At 36.4% G+C, this 18,172-nt stretch carries 20 protein-coding genes; 10 read left to right on the forward strand and 10 right to left on the reverse strand.

The features are described 5' to 3' along the window. Positions 1-24 precede the first annotated feature (24 nt). Both DUT69_RS02245 and DUT69_RS02250 read right to left on the reverse strand, forming a co-directional pair. Positions 25-1,854: a M61 family metallopeptidase gene (locus tag DUT69_RS02245; protein ID WP_113651505.1), complete on the reverse strand. Its 1,830-nt coding sequence runs from the start codon at positions 1,852-1,854 to the stop codon at positions 25-27. 265 nt (positions 1,855-2,119) lie between these two features. Continuing rightward, entirely contained in the window at positions 2,120-3,229 is a 1,110-nt protein-coding gene (locus DUT69_RS02250) for a DUF4407 domain-containing protein (protein WP_113651506.1), read from the reverse strand. Positions 3,230-3,495: 266 nt separating this feature from the next. Here DUT69_RS02250 and DUT69_RS02255 point away from each other — a divergent pair, with 266 nt between their 5' ends. Then, positions 3,496-3,813, forward strand: a complete 318-nt coding sequence (locus tag DUT69_RS02255) for a rhodanese-like domain-containing protein (protein ID WP_113651507.1) — start codon at positions 3,496-3,498, stop codon at positions 3,811-3,813. 92 nt (positions 3,814-3,905) lie between these two features. Then, complete coding sequence (locus tag DUT69_RS02260) at positions 3,906-4,091, forward strand: DUF6358 family protein (protein WP_113652448.1); 186 nt, start codon at positions 3,906-3,908, stop codon at positions 4,089-4,091. A gap of 8 nt (positions 4,092-4,099) precedes the next feature. Here DUT69_RS02260 and DUT69_RS02265 read toward each other — a convergent pair whose 3' ends face one another. Further along, positions 4,100-4,399: a helix-turn-helix transcriptional regulator gene (locus DUT69_RS02265; RefSeq protein ID WP_113651508.1), complete on the reverse strand. Its 300-nt coding sequence runs from the start codon at positions 4,397-4,399 to the stop codon at positions 4,100-4,102. Positions 4,400-5,092: 693 nt separating this feature from the next. Here DUT69_RS02265 and DUT69_RS02270 point away from each other — a divergent pair. Beyond that, positions 5,093-5,566: a CPBP family intramembrane glutamic endopeptidase gene (locus tag DUT69_RS02270; protein ID WP_113651509.1), complete on the forward strand. Its 474-nt coding sequence runs from the start codon at positions 5,093-5,095 to the stop codon at positions 5,564-5,566. Positions 5,567-5,659: 93 nt separating this feature from the next. Beyond that, a complete protein-coding gene (locus DUT69_RS02275; RefSeq protein ID WP_113651510.1) occupies positions 5,660-6,130 on the forward strand; it encodes an ATP-binding cassette domain-containing protein in 471 nt (156 codons plus the stop codon). Between the two features lie 57 nt (positions 6,131-6,187). Here DUT69_RS02275 and DUT69_RS02280 read toward each other — a convergent pair whose 3' ends face one another. After that, positions 6,188-7,219 carry a dipeptide epimerase gene (locus DUT69_RS02280; RefSeq protein ID WP_113651511.1) on the reverse strand — a complete coding sequence of 344 codons (1,032 nt, stop codon included), beginning with the start codon at positions 7,217-7,219 and terminating at the stop codon, positions 6,188-6,190. A gap of 90 nt (positions 7,220-7,309) precedes the next feature. On the opposite strand from DUT69_RS02280, the gene DUT69_RS02285 reads away from it, so the two are divergent. Then, on the forward strand, positions 7,310-8,443 hold the full coding sequence (locus DUT69_RS02285) for a hypothetical protein (RefSeq protein WP_113651512.1): 1,134 nt from the start codon (positions 7,310-7,312) through the stop codon (positions 8,441-8,443). A 209-nt stretch (positions 8,444-8,652) separates the two neighbouring features. Beyond that, a complete protein-coding gene (locus DUT69_RS02290; RefSeq protein ID WP_113651513.1) occupies positions 8,653-9,624 on the forward strand; it encodes a hypothetical protein in 972 nt (323 codons plus the stop codon). Here DUT69_RS02290 and DUT69_RS02295 read toward each other — a convergent pair. From DUT69_RS02295 to DUT69_RS02305, 3 genes are all read right to left on the reverse strand, one after another. Next, a complete protein-coding gene (locus DUT69_RS02295; protein WP_113651514.1) occupies positions 9,607-10,227 on the reverse strand; it encodes a rhomboid family intramembrane serine protease in 621 nt (206 codons plus the stop codon). The genes DUT69_RS02290 and DUT69_RS02295 overlap by 18 nt on opposite strands. 1 nt (position 10,228) lies before the next feature. Next, entirely contained in the window at positions 10,229-11,971 is a 1,743-nt protein-coding gene (locus DUT69_RS02300; protein WP_113651515.1) for a M14 family metallopeptidase, read from the reverse strand. 108 nt (positions 11,972-12,079) lie between these two features. Further along, entirely contained in the window at positions 12,080-12,799 is a 720-nt protein-coding gene (locus DUT69_RS02305) for an outer membrane beta-barrel protein (protein ID WP_113651516.1), read from the reverse strand. 74 nt (positions 12,800-12,873) lie between these two features. On the opposite strand from DUT69_RS02305, the gene pepT reads away from it, so the two are divergent. Beyond that, on the forward strand, positions 12,874-14,127 hold the full coding sequence (gene pepT, locus DUT69_RS02310; protein ID WP_113651517.1) for a peptidase T: 1,254 nt from the start codon (positions 12,874-12,876) through the stop codon (positions 14,125-14,127). Positions 14,128-14,163: 36 nt separating this feature from the next. Here pepT and DUT69_RS02315 read toward each other — a convergent pair whose 3' ends face one another. Genes DUT69_RS02315 through DUT69_RS02325 form a run of 3 tightly spaced genes read right to left on the reverse strand, consistent with a single transcriptional unit; the run spans position 14,164 to position 16,161 of the window. Next, positions 14,164-14,850: a class I SAM-dependent methyltransferase gene (locus DUT69_RS02315; RefSeq protein WP_113651518.1), complete on the reverse strand. Its 687-nt coding sequence runs from the start codon at positions 14,848-14,850 to the stop codon at positions 14,164-14,166. A gap of 17 nt (positions 14,851-14,867) precedes the next feature. Beyond that, positions 14,868-15,947: a mechanosensitive ion channel family protein gene (locus DUT69_RS02320; protein WP_240186636.1), complete on the reverse strand. Its 1,080-nt coding sequence runs from the start codon at positions 15,945-15,947 to the stop codon at positions 14,868-14,870. Between the two features lies 1 nt (position 15,948). Next, a complete protein-coding gene (locus DUT69_RS02325) occupies positions 15,949-16,161 on the reverse strand; it encodes a YtxH domain-containing protein (RefSeq protein ID WP_113651519.1) in 213 nt (70 codons plus the stop codon). 78 nt (positions 16,162-16,239) lie between these two features. Here DUT69_RS02325 and DUT69_RS02330 point away from each other — a divergent pair, with 78 nt between their 5' ends. From DUT69_RS02330 to rplM, 3 genes are all read left to right on the forward strand, one after another. After that, a complete protein-coding gene (locus tag DUT69_RS02330) occupies positions 16,240-16,857 on the forward strand; it encodes an HAD family hydrolase (RefSeq protein ID WP_113651520.1) in 618 nt (205 codons plus the stop codon). After that, entirely contained in the window at positions 16,857-17,231 is a 375-nt protein-coding gene (locus DUT69_RS02335; protein ID WP_113651521.1) for a hypothetical protein, read from the forward strand. The genes DUT69_RS02330 and DUT69_RS02335 overlap by 1 nt, the downstream gene beginning before the upstream one ends. Positions 17,232-17,728: 497 nt before the next feature. Next, the gene (gene rplM / locus DUT69_RS02340) at positions 17,729-18,172 is read left to right on the forward strand and encodes a 50S ribosomal protein L13 (protein WP_113651522.1); all 444 of its coding nucleotides are present in this window, start codon (positions 17,729-17,731) and stop codon (positions 18,170-18,172) included.

Consider the following 18,172-nt stretch of genomic DNA (forward strand, 5'->3'; position numbering starts at 1 on the left):
TATTTTTATCCCACAGGGGATGGTTTATTTTTTAATTTGCGAGTTTAACCAATTATCTCTAAAGGTTTGCATCGCGGGTGTTAAAGTTCCGCCAGTTTTTTCGATAGATACCAGTTCTAATGTCGGCACTTCTGCCAGCGTTAGTTTAGTTTTTTTCTCCAAACCTCTGTAACTGTATTTTACTTCAACTACATCGCCGGGTTTATGATTGTCGGTAAATGTTGTTAAACTGGCCTGGTCTTTAATTTCTGCGCCATCAAGGCTTATTAAAACATTGTCTACATCTAAACCTGCATTGTAAGCTGGTGTTCCTTGTATGGTTTGTCCTAAGGTTGCTTTTCCGCCTTCAAAATTAACCCTGCCAAAACCAGTATAGGCTTTATTTGGACTAGCTTTTCTTAAAACCAAACCTGCATTTAGCAATAATTTAGCATAATCGTTTTTGGCTTTACCATGAACGTAATTTTTAAAGAAATCTGCAGCAAAAGCTGTACTCTTTGTTAGTTGCGCTAGCACTTTTTCCAAATCGCTCATTGTGTAGGCAATTTCTGGTTTGCCATGCGCTTTCCATAATGCTCGCATATAATCATCCAGCGTAAGTTTAAATTCACTTCTTAAACGTAAATCTAAAGCAAGGGCAACGCCAGCACCGTAGGTGTAGTACGAAGTAAAAATATTACCCATGTTTCGTTGATCTATTGCAACACCTGCATCTGCAAAAACTGCATATTGGCTAGCTTGAATAGGAGAGAAGTTTATCGCCCCTGGCGAATTTAAAACTGAATTTACAATGCCATTAAAGCCTTGCACAGCGTTTTCTGACGTTCTAAAGCCTGCTCTAGCCAATAGTAGGTTGCCGTAGTATTGGGTAAAACCTTCGGCAAGCCAAAGTCCGTCGCTTACATTTGAATGTTCGAAATTAAATGGCTCTAATGTTTTCGGTCTCAATCGTTCTACATTCCAAGCGTGGAAAAATTCGTGAGAGAATGTGCCTAATAAATTAGATTCGTAACCCGCAATTTTTGGTGTGCGTTGTACAATTACCGTAGAGTTTCTGTGCTCCATACCATCGCCAGCATATTCGGGCAAAACATCATGCAAGAAATAATAATTGCCATAATCGAAGTTTGGCAACTCGCCCCAAACAGCTACTTGTTCTGTAACCATCTTTTTAAGCATTTCCGCATAGTTATCTATGGTGCTTTGCTCATCGTTGCTGTGCGAAACTAAGTGTATGGTTTGTATTTTTCCATCTGGATTTTTTACTTCCCAACTTGCGGTTTTGTAAGCTGCAATTTCAATTGGGCTATCCATAAAATATTGGAAGTTTGGCGCATAATAAGTGTCTTTGCCGGTTAACTTAAGCTGTGTAGCTACCTTCCAATTTTGTTTGTCGGCGTAATTAAATTTAACCGTTCTTGGCCTTGTATCCATCCCGATAGGGAAAGCAAAAGTTGCCGGAATATTCATGTGTGCATGGGTCTCGTCAAAACCGGCATAAGTACCATCTATCCAATTTCCAAAAACGGTGTAGGTTACTTTTACTGTTTTTGTAGGATTAGTAATTTCGTAAACATCACCTGCGGTTAGCTTAAAGTTTAGGGCTTTACCATTTTGGTCGCTTGCTTTCAAATTGTAAACATTTTTGCCAAATTCGTGCGTGGCGTATCTTCCAGGAGACGAACGGCTCATACGTACTTTTAGAGCACCTGTTGGCACATTAGGTATGGTCATGCTTATTTGTGCTTCGTGGTGCACAGCGTTTGGAAAGCTTACTTCGTAGCTAATTTCTTGTTGCGCATTAACAACAAATGAGCTAGCTAGAAGCCCACATGCGAGTAAAATTTTCTTCATAAAATTAAATATGCCATTAAGTTAGCGCTATTAGCTAAAAAACCGAAATTGTGTAAAGATTATTACTTAGATGACGATGAATTTGTAAAATAGTTGCACGCTGTTTTATTTTTATGAAGAGCAATTACAGCAGTTTTCGGTTACGAAAGTCCCGCCATCATTTAAAGTCCTCGTCTCGTTCCTCGCCTGTGGGCTTTTCATTTTGTCGGGTCTAGTTTACTCGGGTCTTCCTACAAACACGTGGGCGTGCCAAAACAATTAAAAACTATTCAGCGTTTAAATCTCTGTAAGCTTTATTTCTAATCTGTTCCTTTCGCTTCTCTATTTCTGTTGATACACGAGTTTCGTGAATACCATCTGCAACTTCAACTTCAAAATCTCTGTCCTTGTTAGATAAATGCACTTGCGCAAATTCAATGTTGTCAACTGCTTGGTCGTATGGCCCCCGACTGCTCATCAGTTTTACAAAAACAGGCAAACATTCAAAGAAGATAAAAAGCAAACCTATAAATGTAACCGCAATTGCAGTATTGTTATCTCTAGTACCGTCTACGTTGTAGCTTAACTGACCTAAAGCCCAATTTCTATCGGCAAAACCGGCAATGTTGCTCAAACTATCCAATTGCTTGGTAGTGTAAAGCTTCTCGGTCATCAAACCATCAAACTGTTTTCTGCCGTCAACAAATTTTTCCATTGCTCTAACGTCTTTAGTTAGCGTATCCAAATTTTGTTCGCGTTGTTTAAGCTCAGCCTCTTTTCGTTTCGCGTATGGGCCATAACCCATTACGCCAGATGTTTCGTTGGTTTTGTTGCCGAAAATCTCAAAATTTAATTTTTGTCGGTCGGCTTTAATAGCAGCAGCCAAAGAATCTCTCTCAGCTTTAGCAGTATTTAGTTTGCCAATTTCTATGGTGTATTTTTTATCGAAGGCTTTGTTTAAGGTATCTATTTTTGAACGTTGACCATTTAAATAGCTTACGTTTAGACGTTCCTTAATTTCTTTGTCGAATATTTTTAATTCTAAAGGGCGTGATATTACCATCCCAATCATTATTGCCAATAAAATACGAGGTGTTGCCTGCCAAAATTGTTTATTGTTAGAGGCATTTTTGTTAATGCTGGATACAATGTACCTGTCCATGTTAAAAATGGCCAACCCCCAAATTATGCCGAAAAATAAAGCGAAAAGCCAAGCAAAATCACCGCCTTTAAAAACAAAAAACATGGCGTAGCCACCAGATAAAGCAGCAAACAAACCTGTAAAAAATATGGTGGCGCCAATGCCTAAATATTTGTTATGTTCTGTCGGATGTTTTTCTAAGGTAGCAATATGCGCACCAGAGCAAAACCAAAAGAAACGAGAAATGCCATTCATAAAATGATTTTGGGATATTGTATTAAACGCACTCGGTGGCAAGTTGTTACAACTTTTGTTACAAAATAACTGAATTAAAATCTTTGTAGGTTTTTCAGTTTTAGAATTTGTGATTTTTCTAAGACTTGTGCTTAGTATTGATTTTTGTACATTTGAACAAAAAAAACCAAATACGCAAATTTTAGTAGAAACTTATAGGCTTTGCAGCTTGTTGTTTTGAGGTTTAAGAAGCGTAAACTGTTAGTAGGAACATAAATCAAACTTATATGAAAGAGATTTCAGTACAAGAATTAAAGCAAAAAATAGATAACAAAGAAGATTTTCAATTAATTGATGTTAGAGAAACTTTCGAGTACGAAACTTCTAACTTAGATGGCCTGAACATCCCTTTGGGTGGAATTTTAATTGAAACCGATAAAATTGCTACAGACAAACCTGTAATTGTACAATGCCGTAGCGGTAAAAGAAGTGCGGCAGCAATTATGCAATTAGAGCAAATGCATGGTTTTGATAATTTATACAACCTTAAAGGCGGTATTTTAGCTTGGCAAGAAGCTTACGATCCGAACATGCCTGTTTATTAATTTTTAATGATTAAGTTTTGAATGAGGATTTCCTCGTTCAAAACTTTTTTTTTGCTAAAAAAACCAACCAACTAACCAACAAAATAACAGTAATGGGTAAAAAAATTTTAGTAAACGTGCTCTACAACGTGGGTCTTATCCTCTCTATTTTTGGTATGGGATGGGCTTATAATAACAATAGCCCATTGATTATTTTTTTCTTTGTAGCCACTTTTGCCACTTTCTTGTATTTTAAAATACAGTTGGTAAAGGATTTTAGAAAAGATATCAAGAAGTAGAGCAATCGCTAATTTTCAAAAAGTTCATCTCTATAATTGTTAAATGTGTTTAGCTGTCTTACAGCACCAGCTAGTCCTTCGTCATTACCTTTTTCATATACTTCTACTATTAGTGTTAAAAAATCTCTAATAGGTATTTTGAATAAATGGCTTGCGAGATATAGTTTTTCAATATCAGCATTTACTCGTCCGTTTTCTATATTGGCCAAGGTTGGTACGGTAATATTTAGCTTGTCTGCTAAAAACTCTTGCGTGTAGCCCAAGTGTTTCCTAAACGCTTTGATTACTTTTCCAGTTGATTTTTTCATAAATAGGTAATGCTAAAATATCAAAAAGTTTAGAATCAATGTGTAGGGTAAATTGACTAAGGATGTTTTTTGCAAAAAAAAGAACGACATTTTTTGATTTTTTCCTTCTTTTCGTCGTTATTTTGGTTTGAATTGGCATTTTGTTTTTGGTGTAGCAGTTTTTTTCCGAATGAAGTTAACTTATGATTGCAAAATTTATCAACTTATCAATTTTTACAAACTATTAAGCAAATAATTTATCGCAGTAAATAAATTCGTTTTTCTAAATTTTTTACCCTACAAAAAATGTAGGGTAGTTTGTTAAATTATTGTTAGAACCGCCTCTATATTTGGTTTAATGTTAGGCCAACAGCAAGAGTTTACCGAAAATCTTTAAAAGAGTAGGTGAGAAAATAAATTTTAAAGACTATGAAAACATTAATCTTTCAAAATTTCGGTGTCAGAGAACTAGATACTAGGGAGATATTGAAATTGATGGCGGACAAGCGCCAGCTTGGCTAAAAAAACTTGGATGGGGGGTACCTTACAGAAGTTATTAGTGGATGGAAGATACTCTTTATTTTATTGTCGTCCGTTTTAATTTCAGTTCTAGAGAGGATTTTAAAAAAGAGATAGTTGATTCGTAGTTTTGTAATAAAAATAAATCTACTTCAAATTAACTCTTTGATTCTTATTACCAAAACTCTTAAGTATATGAAGATTAAAGAAATACCACAGGCAAAAAATCAAATTTATTTTTGGATTTTTTTTTCTATTTATTTTTTTTTTCAATTGCTTACGACAATTGTAGCTAATTACATAAATCCGGATTTGACATCAACTACTATTGATTTTGATAGTTTAGCAGAAGAGTTTATAATAGTTGTAGTTGTCGCACCAATTCTAGAAACAATAATATTCCAATACATTGTTATTGAAACCTTAACCAGGTTCAAAATTATGCCTATAATTTGTGTATTTATATCTGGGATATTGTTCGGTATGGCCCATTGGTATAACTTGATATATGTTGTAGTACTCACTATAGTCGGTTTTATTTTTGCATATTATTACCTAGCGTTGAGGCATCAAAACCCTGTAAATAAGTTAGTTCTGGTGACTCTACTACATGCCTTATCTAATTTGATAGCGTTTTTCGATAAAAATATAGTTGACTTAACCTTTTAATGATTTAATTTACTAAACAGGAGTAGTATTGCGCCACTTTTTAATGATTATTTTTTGGGGGAAGAAAAGCTATTCTACAAGACATTAGTCTAATTGAAAAATGTTTACACGCCAACTTGGCGAAATATTTTAGCAACCGTACCACAAGAAATAAAACTAGTTAATGGAACACTAATTGAAAATATCGCTATTGCTAGTGCTCAGGACGAGGTATTAGCTATTGTAAATTTCTGCATTGCGAATGGATTTAATAAATATTTTGAAGCTTTGCCTCAGGGTTATTTTAAATTAGTTGGCGAAGAGGGCATAAATCTCTCAGGCGGACAAAAGCAGCTGGTTGCCGTAGCAAGGGAATTGTATCGCAAGCCACAAGTGCTTTTGTTAGATGAACCCACTGCAGCAATGGATAGAAATACAGAGCGATTTATTTTACAGCTATTAAATCAACTAAAAAAGGAAATGGCGATTATTTTAATTACTCATAAAATGCATACAGCAAAAATATGCGACCGTATTTATATAATTGAAAACGGTTTAATTACAGCCAACGGTAAACCTTCATAGCTTTTAGGAACAGATAATTTTTTAGTCAGCTAGTTTCGGATTCATCGCTTTAGGTTTTTACCCAAACAACCCATTTTCAAGTCCCGCCAAACCCAAACCTGGCAAATCATTTAAAACATATTTGCCATCCTTCATTTCTGGCGCATTAAACGGATTGTTTTTGGTAAGCCAAGGCCCATCTAAATCTGCCCAGTCGCAAAGAGGTGCTAATGCTATACCAGCTAAGGTAGCTATTGAAGTTTCGCTCATACAGCCGATTAGAATTTTCATTCCAAAACTGCGGGCTTTTAAAATCATTTGATGCGCTTCGTACATTCCGGCACTTTTCATCAATTTAATATTTATGCCATGATAAGCGCCACGTAGTTTATCTAAATCCGCTATGCGTTGTACAGCCTCATCTGCAATAATAGGGATGGGGCTACGGCCTGTCAACCAAGCGTTTCCATCAATATTATTTTTATCCATGGGTTGCTCAATTAGGAGTACGCCTTGGTCGTGCAGCCAATAACACATTTCTATCGCTTGTTTTCTATCCGTCCAACCTTGGTTTGCATCTACATAAAGCGGTAAATCGGTTACACTTCTAATGGTTTTTATCAGTTCTTTATCATTGTCTCGGCCCAGCTTAACCTTAATTACTTTAAAAGCATCGGCATCTTTTAGTTTCTCTCTAATTACGGCTGGTGTATCAATGCCTACGGTGTAAGAGGTAACGGGCATTTTTTCTGGATCGCTGCCAAATATTTTGTAGCAAGGCTGATTTAGGATTTTACCATTTAAATCGTTGAGCGCTATATCTATTGCTGCTTTAACTGCCGGATTTCCACTTTCCAAACTATCTAAATATTTGTGTATTTCGGCAAAATTGAAAGGGTGTTTAAATCTCGAAAAATCAACTTTTGCTAAAAAGGCACTTGCCGAAGCATAACTTTCGCCCATGTACGGCACCATACTAGCTTCGCCATAGCCATCAAAACCTTGGTAATTTAATTTTAAAAGCAATAATGGCGTGCTGGTTCTGGTAAACTTAGCAATAGAAAATGGATGTTTTAATTCTAATTCAAACTCCTTGCAACTAATCTTCATTTTTAATCGTCTTAATGATACAAACGTTCGGTTAATGGAGGCGATTATTAGCTATATTCGCTTCGCTTAACTAACATAACTCTCAAGGTCATGGAAACTATTTCAAGATTACGGTATTTTATTTATTTATCCATACTATTTGTTGGATGTACCACCGGAAAAAATGCGTTGCAAAAAGGCTCTTACGATGCTGCTGTATCTAAAGCGGTTGAAAGGTTAAAAAATTCGCCTAGGAATGAAGAGGCATTAAAAGTTTTGCCACAAGCTTACGATTTGGCATTTAAATCGCATTTAAGAAAAATTGATGAAGCAAAAATGTCGGCAGATGTACTGCGTTGGGAAACTGTAATGTACGAATACCAACAATTAAACCAGTTGAGTGATGAAATAAATAGTTCGCCAGTGGCGCTGAAGTTGGTTCCAAATCCTACAAAATTTATAGCTGAAGTGGCCGAAGCGAGATACAAATCTGCCGAGGTGCGTTACACTTTGGGTGTTAACCAGTTGAAGGAAAATAATCGTGTTAGCGCCAAAAAAGCATATTACAATTTTGAAAGAGCACAACAACTGGAGCCAACTTATAAGGATGTAAAAAATAAGCTTGATGATGCTTATTGGGCTTCGGTTTTAAAAGTAGTGGTGCAACAAGTAGCTGTAAATAGTCAATATTATAAACTGAGCAATCAATTTTTTCAGCAGCAGGTTAACGAGTTTATGATTAATTATCGTGGCAACAGGTTCGTAGCTTTTTATACCGAGCAAGAGGCAAGCAAACAACGTATAGTGGCCGACCAAATTATAAGTTTAAGTTTTGATGATTTTATTGTTGGACAAACCTATGTTAAAGAGAGGATTGAAAAAGTTAAAAAAGACAGCGTCGTAATCGGCGAGTCTAGAAATCGCGAAAAAGTTTACGGAACAGTTAGGGGCACTTTGAGCATCTTTGATAAAAGAGTATCATCATGTGGTTTGTTAAGTATGGTTATTAGCGATTTAAGCACCAATAAAATCATCCGCCAGCAAAAATTACCAGGCACTTTTGTTTGGCAAGATAACTGGGCAACTTTTAAAGGCGATGAAAGGGCTTTAGATAGACAACAATTGGCAATGACCAAACGTAGAGAGGTCTTGCCTCCGCCACCAGCAACCTTATTTGTAGAGTTTACTAAACCAATTTATGCACAACTGGTAGATCAGGTTAATAGTTTTTACAGTAGATACTAGAAAGGTCGAAAGCGAAAGTTCTTTGCGGACTGATAGGTTGGAAGGTTTAAGGTTAATAATTTAAAGTCTTATCTGAGGATAACGGAGAATCTGTTAAGTTTATGTAGGCAGATTCTTCGCTTACTCGGAATGATAAAGATTTTAAATTGAAGTGGTCTTTTTACTTCCTATTGATTTACCCCATCAATTTATTAGCTAATATTGCAGCAATGAATACTGCAGTTTATAATCCCTTCAAAAATTTCGATTTTAAAAACGATAAATGCTTTTTAACTGGCGAGGCTTTTCCATCGCCCTTGGCAACTGTAAATGTACTGCCAGATTGGTTATTGAGCATGGCTAACTTAACAGGAAACGAGCAAATACAATTATTAGACGAAACTATACGTACTTACAAAAGTTTGGTTGTGCCTTGCAGTATTCCGGTTTATGATCAGTTTGTTTCTCCGCTAGAGGATAAAATTGCAATGGCTTTTGGCCAAGGTTACCGAGGTGTATCGGCTTTGCCAGAACAAGATTTATTTAATTGGATTGGAAAATTGATGTACAGCTTTTTGTATATAGAAATGCAAGGAGCTATACGTTTGCAACAGTTAAGTGGCGATGGCATGAACATGTCGCAAGGTTTGATGCACAAATTTGGTAACCTGCACACCATGTTACAAAGCATCCATCGCGAGGTAGTTCTGGAAAATTTTACGCCTTGGACTATACTCGTTTTTCCGTTGCAAGATGCAGAAACACCATTTAGCTTCCGCGATGAAATTAACACTTTAACATTTTCGTTAAAATTTAAGGATTTTGGGATTATTGCCTGCTTGCAAGACAACGGAATGAACAAAAGATACCATAAGGATATTTTAGCCGCAATAGCTAATAAACCGCTAAGTGCCCAACAATTCGAAGAAATTTCGGCTCGTTTTTATTACTCTGCGTATTTATTTAATCGCTTGCCAGAATATACGATTATGCCGGTTGATGGTGTAATTTATATCGATGCAATGCCTCTAACTGGCGGTATGCAAAACAAGCCTCTTTTTGATGTTTGGGCTAATAAAACCTACGGCCAGGTATTAGAAAATTTCTGGAAACCTTGGGGGCACACCTTGTTCGAGATTATAAAAAATCCTTTAGCGCCAATTACGTATTTTGATGATGCACTATTACCTGCCCAAGCCTAAAGCTGCAGCAATTTGGTGAAGGAAATTTGGAATAATACCAGGAACAGCAATTACGGTAAAAATCAAACCTGTTAAAGCGCCAAAAAAGTGCGCATCATGGCCAATGTTGTCATTCCCTTTTTTAGCCATGTACCACGAGTAAACTAAGTACAATATGGCAAAAACAACAGCAGGCATAGGTATAAACATTACTAAAAGTAATGTAGTAGGATCGAATAAAATATAGCTAAATAAAACGGCGCTAATTGCACCGCTAGCACCTAAACTATTGTACCAAAAGCTATCCTTGTGTTTTACTAAAGTTGGGATGTCGCTCAAAACAAGACCTAAGAAATACAACAGTCCAAACTGCCAACTTCCAATCATCGTTTCTAATTTAAACGCAAAAAAATAGAACGTAAACATATTAAAAATCAGGTGCATCCAATCGGCATGTATGAGGCCGCTCGTTATAAACGTATAGATTTTTTTTCCTCTGCTTACCGTATAGGGATGAAACATAAACTTACCATACAACTGATTGTCGTTAAACGCATAAATGCTCGTTATCAAGGTAAAAATAAATATAATTGAAGCTACGGGTGTGTTATTTAGGTATTCCATATTATTTCAAATTTAAAGAAATGTTCTGTTGCAAACGAGCAATGGGATAACGCATAGTGGTTTTTTCGAAATAATCGGAGTTTTTGTAAACGAAATCCAGTTGCGCTCTTGCGGTTTTCATCGCATCAGGGTTTTTAGCTTTTTCGGCGTCCAATTTAGCTCTTAGCGTCGAATCTTTTTTCAATAATTCTGCAGCGGTATCTTCAAAAACATAACTAGAGTAGCCTTCTTTCTGCCCTAAAACTGCATCAAAGAAATTCCAGTTAAAAAATGAATCGATTGCTTGAGGTTCCAACGTTTCTACAATATAGCGGTTACTCGGCTGGTTAACGTAAACCACGTAATCTCCGGCAAAAAAATGTATATCCTGGTTAACTTTGTCTAGTTTAACAGCCGAGTGCTGGTAATGGCCTTCATAAGGTCTGGTAGCAGTTTTCATATCGGCAATGTAGTACATCTCTACAGCTAACTTTGTGTCTGCAGTTAGTTGTTGCACTTTAACATTGTTTAGTTTAAGCAGGGCGATGACCTTATCGTAAGCTTTAGGAATAACATAAGCAATAGGCTTAGACACGGTTGTCGATGGTTCAAATTTATCCCAATACTTTATTTTCTTGGTAAAGGGCTTTGATCTGTCGTAGTATAAACGATCTAATCCACTTACTTCGCTTGCCTTATACTTGGCTTCAAAACCTTTAAATTCTATACTGTCTACAACTTCTCTGTTCAACTTCCAATCTAACGGAAATTCGATTTGTTTTGCTGTAAGTTCATCCGCTTTGCGTTTGTTTTCTCCTATTATTTTCGCATCGCGAACGATTACATCAATATAAGTTTGCAGAAGTTTATAGGTAGATTCTACACGTTTATCAAAGGGCTTCAACATGTGTGTTTCTGGCATAAAACCGATGGAATTATGCAAAGCTGCATAACCAGTAGAATATCTTGGCGATTCGATGAAGCCCGTAATTCCGTTATCGGGTATTTCGCTTACCGAATTTACATAGGGGATAAGTTCAAAGCCTTTGCTCTTCATTTTACTATATAAATCTGGTACCATTGTTTGCGTTAAATATCTTCCCAAAATTGGATTGATTTTATCCTTTTGCGAAGGGATTAAAGTCATGGTGTACTGGTAGTCGGCCCCGTTGCTGGTATGAGTGTCTACAAAAACCTCTGGTTGCCAAGTATTAAAAATAAGCTGAAAAGCCTGCGAATTTTTCGAATCGCTTTTAATAAAATCTCTGTTTAAATCGTAATTTTTGCTATTGCCTCTAAAACCGTAAAAAGCTGGGCCGTTTTGGTTGGCACGAGAAGTGGCGGTACGATTATGGCTACCGTCTATATTATAAATTGGGATAATACAAATTACCACATTCTCGGGTAGCAAGTTGCCTTTTAATAAATCCCTGGCTAACATCATGCTGGCATCAATTCCTTCTGGTTCGCCGGGGTGTATACCGTTATTAATTAAAAATATGCGTTTATCCGCTTTTTTCAATGCAGATGGATCGAAAATTCCATTTTTTGAAAGCACAAGCAAGTGAAGCGGTTTGCCAAAATCGGTGCTGCCATAAGTTAATAACTTAGCTTGCTTCGGATAACTTTTGCTCAGGTTTTGGTAATAGCTAATGGCCTGTTGGTAAGTAGTTGTTTCGTTTTTATTACTGGCTTCAAACGGTGTTTGTTGTGCTAAAGCGGGCAAAGAAAATACGAATGCAAAAAGCAAAAAATAATGCTTCATAAAATGAGGTTTGATTTTATAAAGCTCTAAAATAGTTTTTTTATTTTACAGCAACACAGAATATAAGCTTGCTTTATAAAAGCTTTACAATTGTTACTATTCTATGTACTAAAAGCGCTTTTTGGTTAATCCAACTGGGCCGAAATTGTATTTTACGCCTATGGAGAAAAGCGAATACATGTCAGGAGACTTATTAGAAAACACAGCAAGTGGATCATCGTAACCATCTAAACCTTCACCAAAGGTAATGTTGCCTTGGTAGTTTAAATTTAAGATGTAGCGCATGTCGCCAAAAGTATCGTAAAGGAAAAAGTTAAAGCCTAAGTTAACCGGTACTAGTAGATTTGTACTTTTGTCTTTTCCTGGAAATTCATAACCCAATGGTGGAAATTCTGCTTGTGTGTTAGGCTTGTACCTAACAATGTAATTCATTTTATTGTTGATGGCACCAATTCCGACACCAATATAAGTTCCTTTAAAAAAATCCAATACATCGCTTTGCGAATAGTCGACAAACTCGCCTAATGCAATTTTAGCATTAATGGAAGCGGCCATGTAGTTGTTTTTAAACTGTCTGTTGTGCGGATTTTTGACAATATCACCGCCTTTAATCTGGCCTCCTTGGATTTCTAATCCGGCAGTTACAAAAGGAGTAAAGTTATAATCGGCCGAGATATAGCCTGCAAAGCTTTGGCTATTTTCCTTTACATCTGCGTAAGAAACGGTTGGGCCTAAACCAAGTCCGGCAGAAAATTTATAAAAATTAACTTGCGCAGAACTGGCTACTGCTACGAACAGCAGGGATAAACAAAACACAATCTTTTTCAAATCGACTGTTAATTAATAGGTGGATACAAAAATATAATCTTTCTTGTATTTATTTAGTATTAATTTTGAAAGCGATGAATAAATATAACAATGCTAACGGCAATCTGCAAGAACGATTTTTTAAATACGTTAAAATAGATACACAGTCTGATCCAGAATCTGCAACGCAACCATCAACCTTAAAGCAGAAAAATTTAGGAAGCGTATTGGCCGAAGAGCTTTTAGGGCTTGGGCTTAAAGACGCACATTTAGATGAATTCGGTTATGTTTACGCAACCTTGCCATCAAATAGTTCGAAAAAAGTTCCGGTGATTTGTTTTTGCTCGCATATGGATACTTCGCCAGATTGTAGTGGTGCAGCTGTTAAACCAATTATCCATACAAATTATCAAGGCCAGGATTTGGTGCTGCCGGATGATAATACAATTATATTAAAACTAGCCGAGCATAAAGATTTAAAAGACCAAATTGGCAATGATATTATTACCGCTAGTGGCACAACCCTGCTAGGAGCGGATAATAAGGCTGGCTTGGCTGAAATTGTAGAAGCTGTTGCTTTTTTAATTGAAAATCCAGCTATAATGCATGGCGATATTAAAATACTTTTTACGCCCGACGAAGAGATAGGAAGAGGAGTGGATAAAGTGGATTTAAAAAAACTGGGTGCTGATTTTGCATATACGGTAGATGGCGAAACTTTGGGTTCTATCGAAGATGAAACTTTCTCGGCAGATGGTGTTAAACTTACTTTACGCGGCGTAAGTGCGCACCCGGGTTTTGCAAAAGGAAAAATGGAAAGTGCCATTAAGGCGTTGGCAGATATTTTATCGGCTTTGCCTAAAGATAGTTTAACGCCTGAAGCTACGCAGGGTAAAGAAGGGTTTATACATCCTGTAAATATAACTGGAACTGCAGAATTAACAGAAGCGCATTTTATTATAAGGGATTTTGACGACGAGAACCTAAAAGCGCACGAGGAGAAATTAGAAGCTGTAGTACAGCAGATTTTGAAATCGTATCCAAATATAACCTATGATTTTGCGGTTACCGAACAATACCGAAACATGAAAAAAGTTTTAGATCAGCATCCGCAGGTAATTGAATATGGTGTAGAGGCAATTAAAAGAGCCGGCTTAATACCTAAACAGCGTAGCATTAGGGGTGGCACAGATGGTTCTCGATTGTCGTTTATGGGTTTGCCATGCCCTAATATTTTTGCCGGCGAACATGCTTTTCACGGCAAGCAAGAATGGGTTTCGGTGCAAGACATGCAAAAAGCGGTGCAAACTATTGTAAACATTGCCACCATTTGGGAAGAAAAAAGTTAATGGAATGATTCGAGAATTAGCTGATTAGCAAGTTTGTTAATTAGCTAATATCAATCTTGCCAAATATTGGTCTTCTCCGTCGTCGAGAATAATTTCGCATTGCCAGCCGTTTTCTTTGGCTGTTCTAATTAAAGTTTCCTGATCTAAATACAACCAGTTAAACCAACTCCCTTTTTGTTGTTGGTATTCGTAGCAATAACTAATTTCTCCGAAATAATTGTTTTGCGGTTTGGCAATGTCCTCGTATAAATAGGAAATGTCAGAGCTGTCAAACAGCAGTTGCCCTTCTGCATTTAACAGGTTTTTTGCTTTGTGAAGAAAATCGATAAAACCTTGTAAAGTTCCAGTTAAGCCAATGCCATTCATCAAAAATAGCAGTGTGTCGTATTTTTCGGTAAGCAGGAAAATGTCTTTTTCCAATACTTTTTTTACCCCACGCTGTCGCATTATTTTTACCGCATCTGCAGAGATATCGATGGCCGTAACATCTACATTAAGTTCTTGTAAAAATAGCGCATGGCTACCAACACCTGCACCAACATCCAATGTTTTGCCGTAACACAAGCTAATCGCTTTATGCTCTATTAAAGGCATATCCTCTTCGCCTCTAAAAAAAATATCAACGGGCATTTCTTCGGGTACATCGTAAGAGTTATGCAGCCAAAGGGTATCGGCTTTGCCGGTTGTGTAGAAATCTGCTATTGCTTTACCAAAAACATCCATGGCGCAAGATAGCTAATTTAGCTAAAATTTGGAGGGGTGTCCTTGTGTTCGAGCCTGGTTTTGGGCAAACTATCAGGGTAGTTATTGTTTATAAACGCAATCATATTTTCGCGTACATAGCAACGCAAATCAAAAGCTTGCGAAGAGTTTTTTGCACTCATTAAAAAACGAACTTCCAGGTTTAACTCCTTGTTATCGGTCACTTGTACTACGTTTACTCTTTTATCCCAAAGGGGATTTTCGCTCAAAAGCCTCGTTAATTCGTCTCTTAACGGAGGGATAGGAACTGTATAGTCAAGATATAAAAAAACTGTGCCCAGCAATTGAGACGAAACTCTAGTCCAATTTTGAAACGGCTTTTCTATAAAATAGGTAATTGGTAAAATTAACCGTCGTTGATCCCAAATGTTTACCACCACGTAGGTTAAAGTAATCTCCTCTATTTTTCCCCATTCACCTTCAACAATTACAACATCATCAATCCTTATGGGTTGTGTAAAGGCAATCTGGAAACCGGCTAACAGGTTGCTTAAAGATTTTTGCGCCGCAAAACCTATAATAATACCGCCAATACCCACGCCCGTTAGTAAACCAGCGCCAATTTTACGCATGCTTTCGAAACTTAGCAGTACAATAGCTCCACTAACAATTATTATTGTGGCTACTAATATTTTTCTCAGAAACTGAAGTTGTGTGCGTATTTTTCGTTCGCGTAAATTGTCTTCCTTATTAAAATCGAACTTATACGTAACAAAATCTTCTACAACTTTAATTGCGCTAACCAATATAACCGCAAAGTTTATGGTTAAACAAATTTCTAGGAATTTTCTAAAATGCAGTTTAAAAGGTTGGTCTAACAGCATAAAACCAATTGCAATATTTAAAAAAAGCAAAGGAATTAAGAAGCCAATAGGATGTGAGAGATGCCTTAGGATAGAGCGGATTTGAAAAGACGCCCAAAAGCGGGCAAAGAGCTTAAATAAAACTGTAATCAGGTATTTAAGTATCAAACCAACAACAATAGCTCCAAAACCTAAAATTAAATTCTTAAGGCTTGGAGCTATCGGTTGGGCAAATAACTGGTCTATTACAGACAAATTATGCTTCTAACTTTACGTTAGAAATTTTTTCTTTAACAGCGTCTTTCACCGTGCTAAATTTGTCTTTTGATGCATCTAGCAAGTCGCAAAACCAATCGCCTACTTTACCTTTTAAATCATTGTCTTTATCAGATGCTATTACTAGTGCAACCACAGCGCCTAAAGCTGCTCCGGCTAAAACGCCTGCTAATATTTTCGTTTGCTTTGTCATAATCTTAATGTTTATTAAGTATTTAACATACTACAAACAAAGTTGTTTGCCAATTTGTGTATTTATGTAAAAACAATAATGAAGAAAGCTTATTTTATTGATCTGGATAATACCATTTACTTTACAAGGCCACACGTAGACATCCTACTTGGACCCTTGTATAGCCTATTAGAAAAGGAAGATTTGGGCATAGGCAAAGCTGATTTTGAAAAAGCAAAAGAAGATATGCTAAGTACGCCTTTTCAGAAAGTGGCACAGCAATACAACTTCAAGAGTGATGCTGTGTCAAAAGCAATGACTTATTTAAAAGAAAAAGTGATTACGACACCGTTAGCAGTGCATAAAGAATATCAATACATTAAGGCATTAAAAGGCATTAAAATTATAGTTACGGCCGGTTTTGAGAAAAACCAGCTAAGTAAAATTAAAATGTTAGGCATAGCCGATGATTTTGAAGATGTTTATGTGGTAGATGTAGACAAGGAAAGTAAAAGAGATGCATTTTTAAAGCTGTTGACAAAGCACAATTTAAAACCAGAAGAAGTTTTGGTTATTGGCGATGATGCTAATTCGGAAATTAAGTATGGTTTGGAATTAGGTATAGACACTTTTCTTTTTGATCCCAATGGTAGATTTTCAGAGCCCAAAACAACTTACCATGCAAAGACTTTAAAAGATTTAGCATCAATTAACTAATGTTACAGCGACTTTCTTATTTCAACCTCATTTTTACCATCATTTATTTATTGGTTTATTTAAAAGATGGAACGGTGAACTCTACATTAGGTATTTTGGCAATAATTATTTTTAATTGGTTGGCACTTAGAAGCTTTCAGCTGGAAAATTACAAATGGAAGATTTGGCATTACCTAGCGGGATTATGGAGTTTATACTACGCAGGTTTTGTGCTTTACGGGGCATTTAATATTTTGCTTTCTTCTATCGAATATGAATTTATAAGCAGTGACACCAGAATGCTTCTGATACTAAGCTTTGTCTTTGGCATCGGAGTTATTGTACATTTTGGAGTTTATTTTTTTAGAAACTTGCACAGTTTAAGCGCTAGGTAAGAAAGTGTCGCCCTCTTTGAGAATAAAAAAAAAGGATTGTAAATCCTCCGATATGAATTCCATATTTTAAATGTGGAGTAGTATAAATAGCTAAACAGTTATAGATTTCTGCACTTAGCAACTGTGGTCTCTTACACAACCCATGCCATGTAAACTGGATTGAAGCGTTATCCTTTTTGGTCGCTTCAATCTGGTCTAAAAAGCATTTAAATTTGAAATTTCTTCCTGCGGTTCGAAATGAGGGTAAAGTGAACCAAAAAGATTTAGCGTAAAGCCAGACGAGCAGCGAAAAATACTGCTGACCTTGCTTTTCAAATAAACTTAATTATTTGCTTTTGAGGATTTTTCTCTGCAAACTAACCCTTACTTATAACCTACAACTTAAAACTTTCAACTTTTTTCTTCCAACGCTTTGGTAATTAAAGTATTCTGTCTATCTTTGCAGTCCCTAAAAATTGGGGGAATAAAATATTTTTTAACAAATTAAATAAAAGCAAGTGAATACGTTAAGTTACAAAACTGTCTCTGCGAATGCTAAAACCGTTAATAAGCAATGGGTTGTAGTTGATGCTGAAGGAGAGATTTTGGGGCGCTTGTCTTCTAAGATTGCAATGATTATTAGAGGAAAAAACAAGCCAGAGTTTACCCCAAACGTAGACTGCGGTGATAACGTTATCGTTATTAATGCAGACAAGGTAAAATTGACAGGAAACAAATTCAGCGAGAAACAATACGTTTCTTACACTGGATATCCAGGTGGTCAGAAATTTATCTCTCCAAAAGAGTTAATGGCAAAACACCCAACTCGTGTTATCGAGAAGGCTGTTCGTGGTATGTTACCAAAAACTAAATTGGGCAAAAAATTGTACACCAATCTTTTTGTTTACGCTGGATCGGAGCACCCGCACTCGGCACAATCACCAAAAACCATTACACTTTAA

This window comes from Pedobacter namyangjuensis, from assembly GCF_003313325.1.
Lineage (GTDB): Bacteria > Bacteroidota > Bacteroidia > Sphingobacteriales > Sphingobacteriaceae > Pedobacter > Pedobacter namyangjuensis.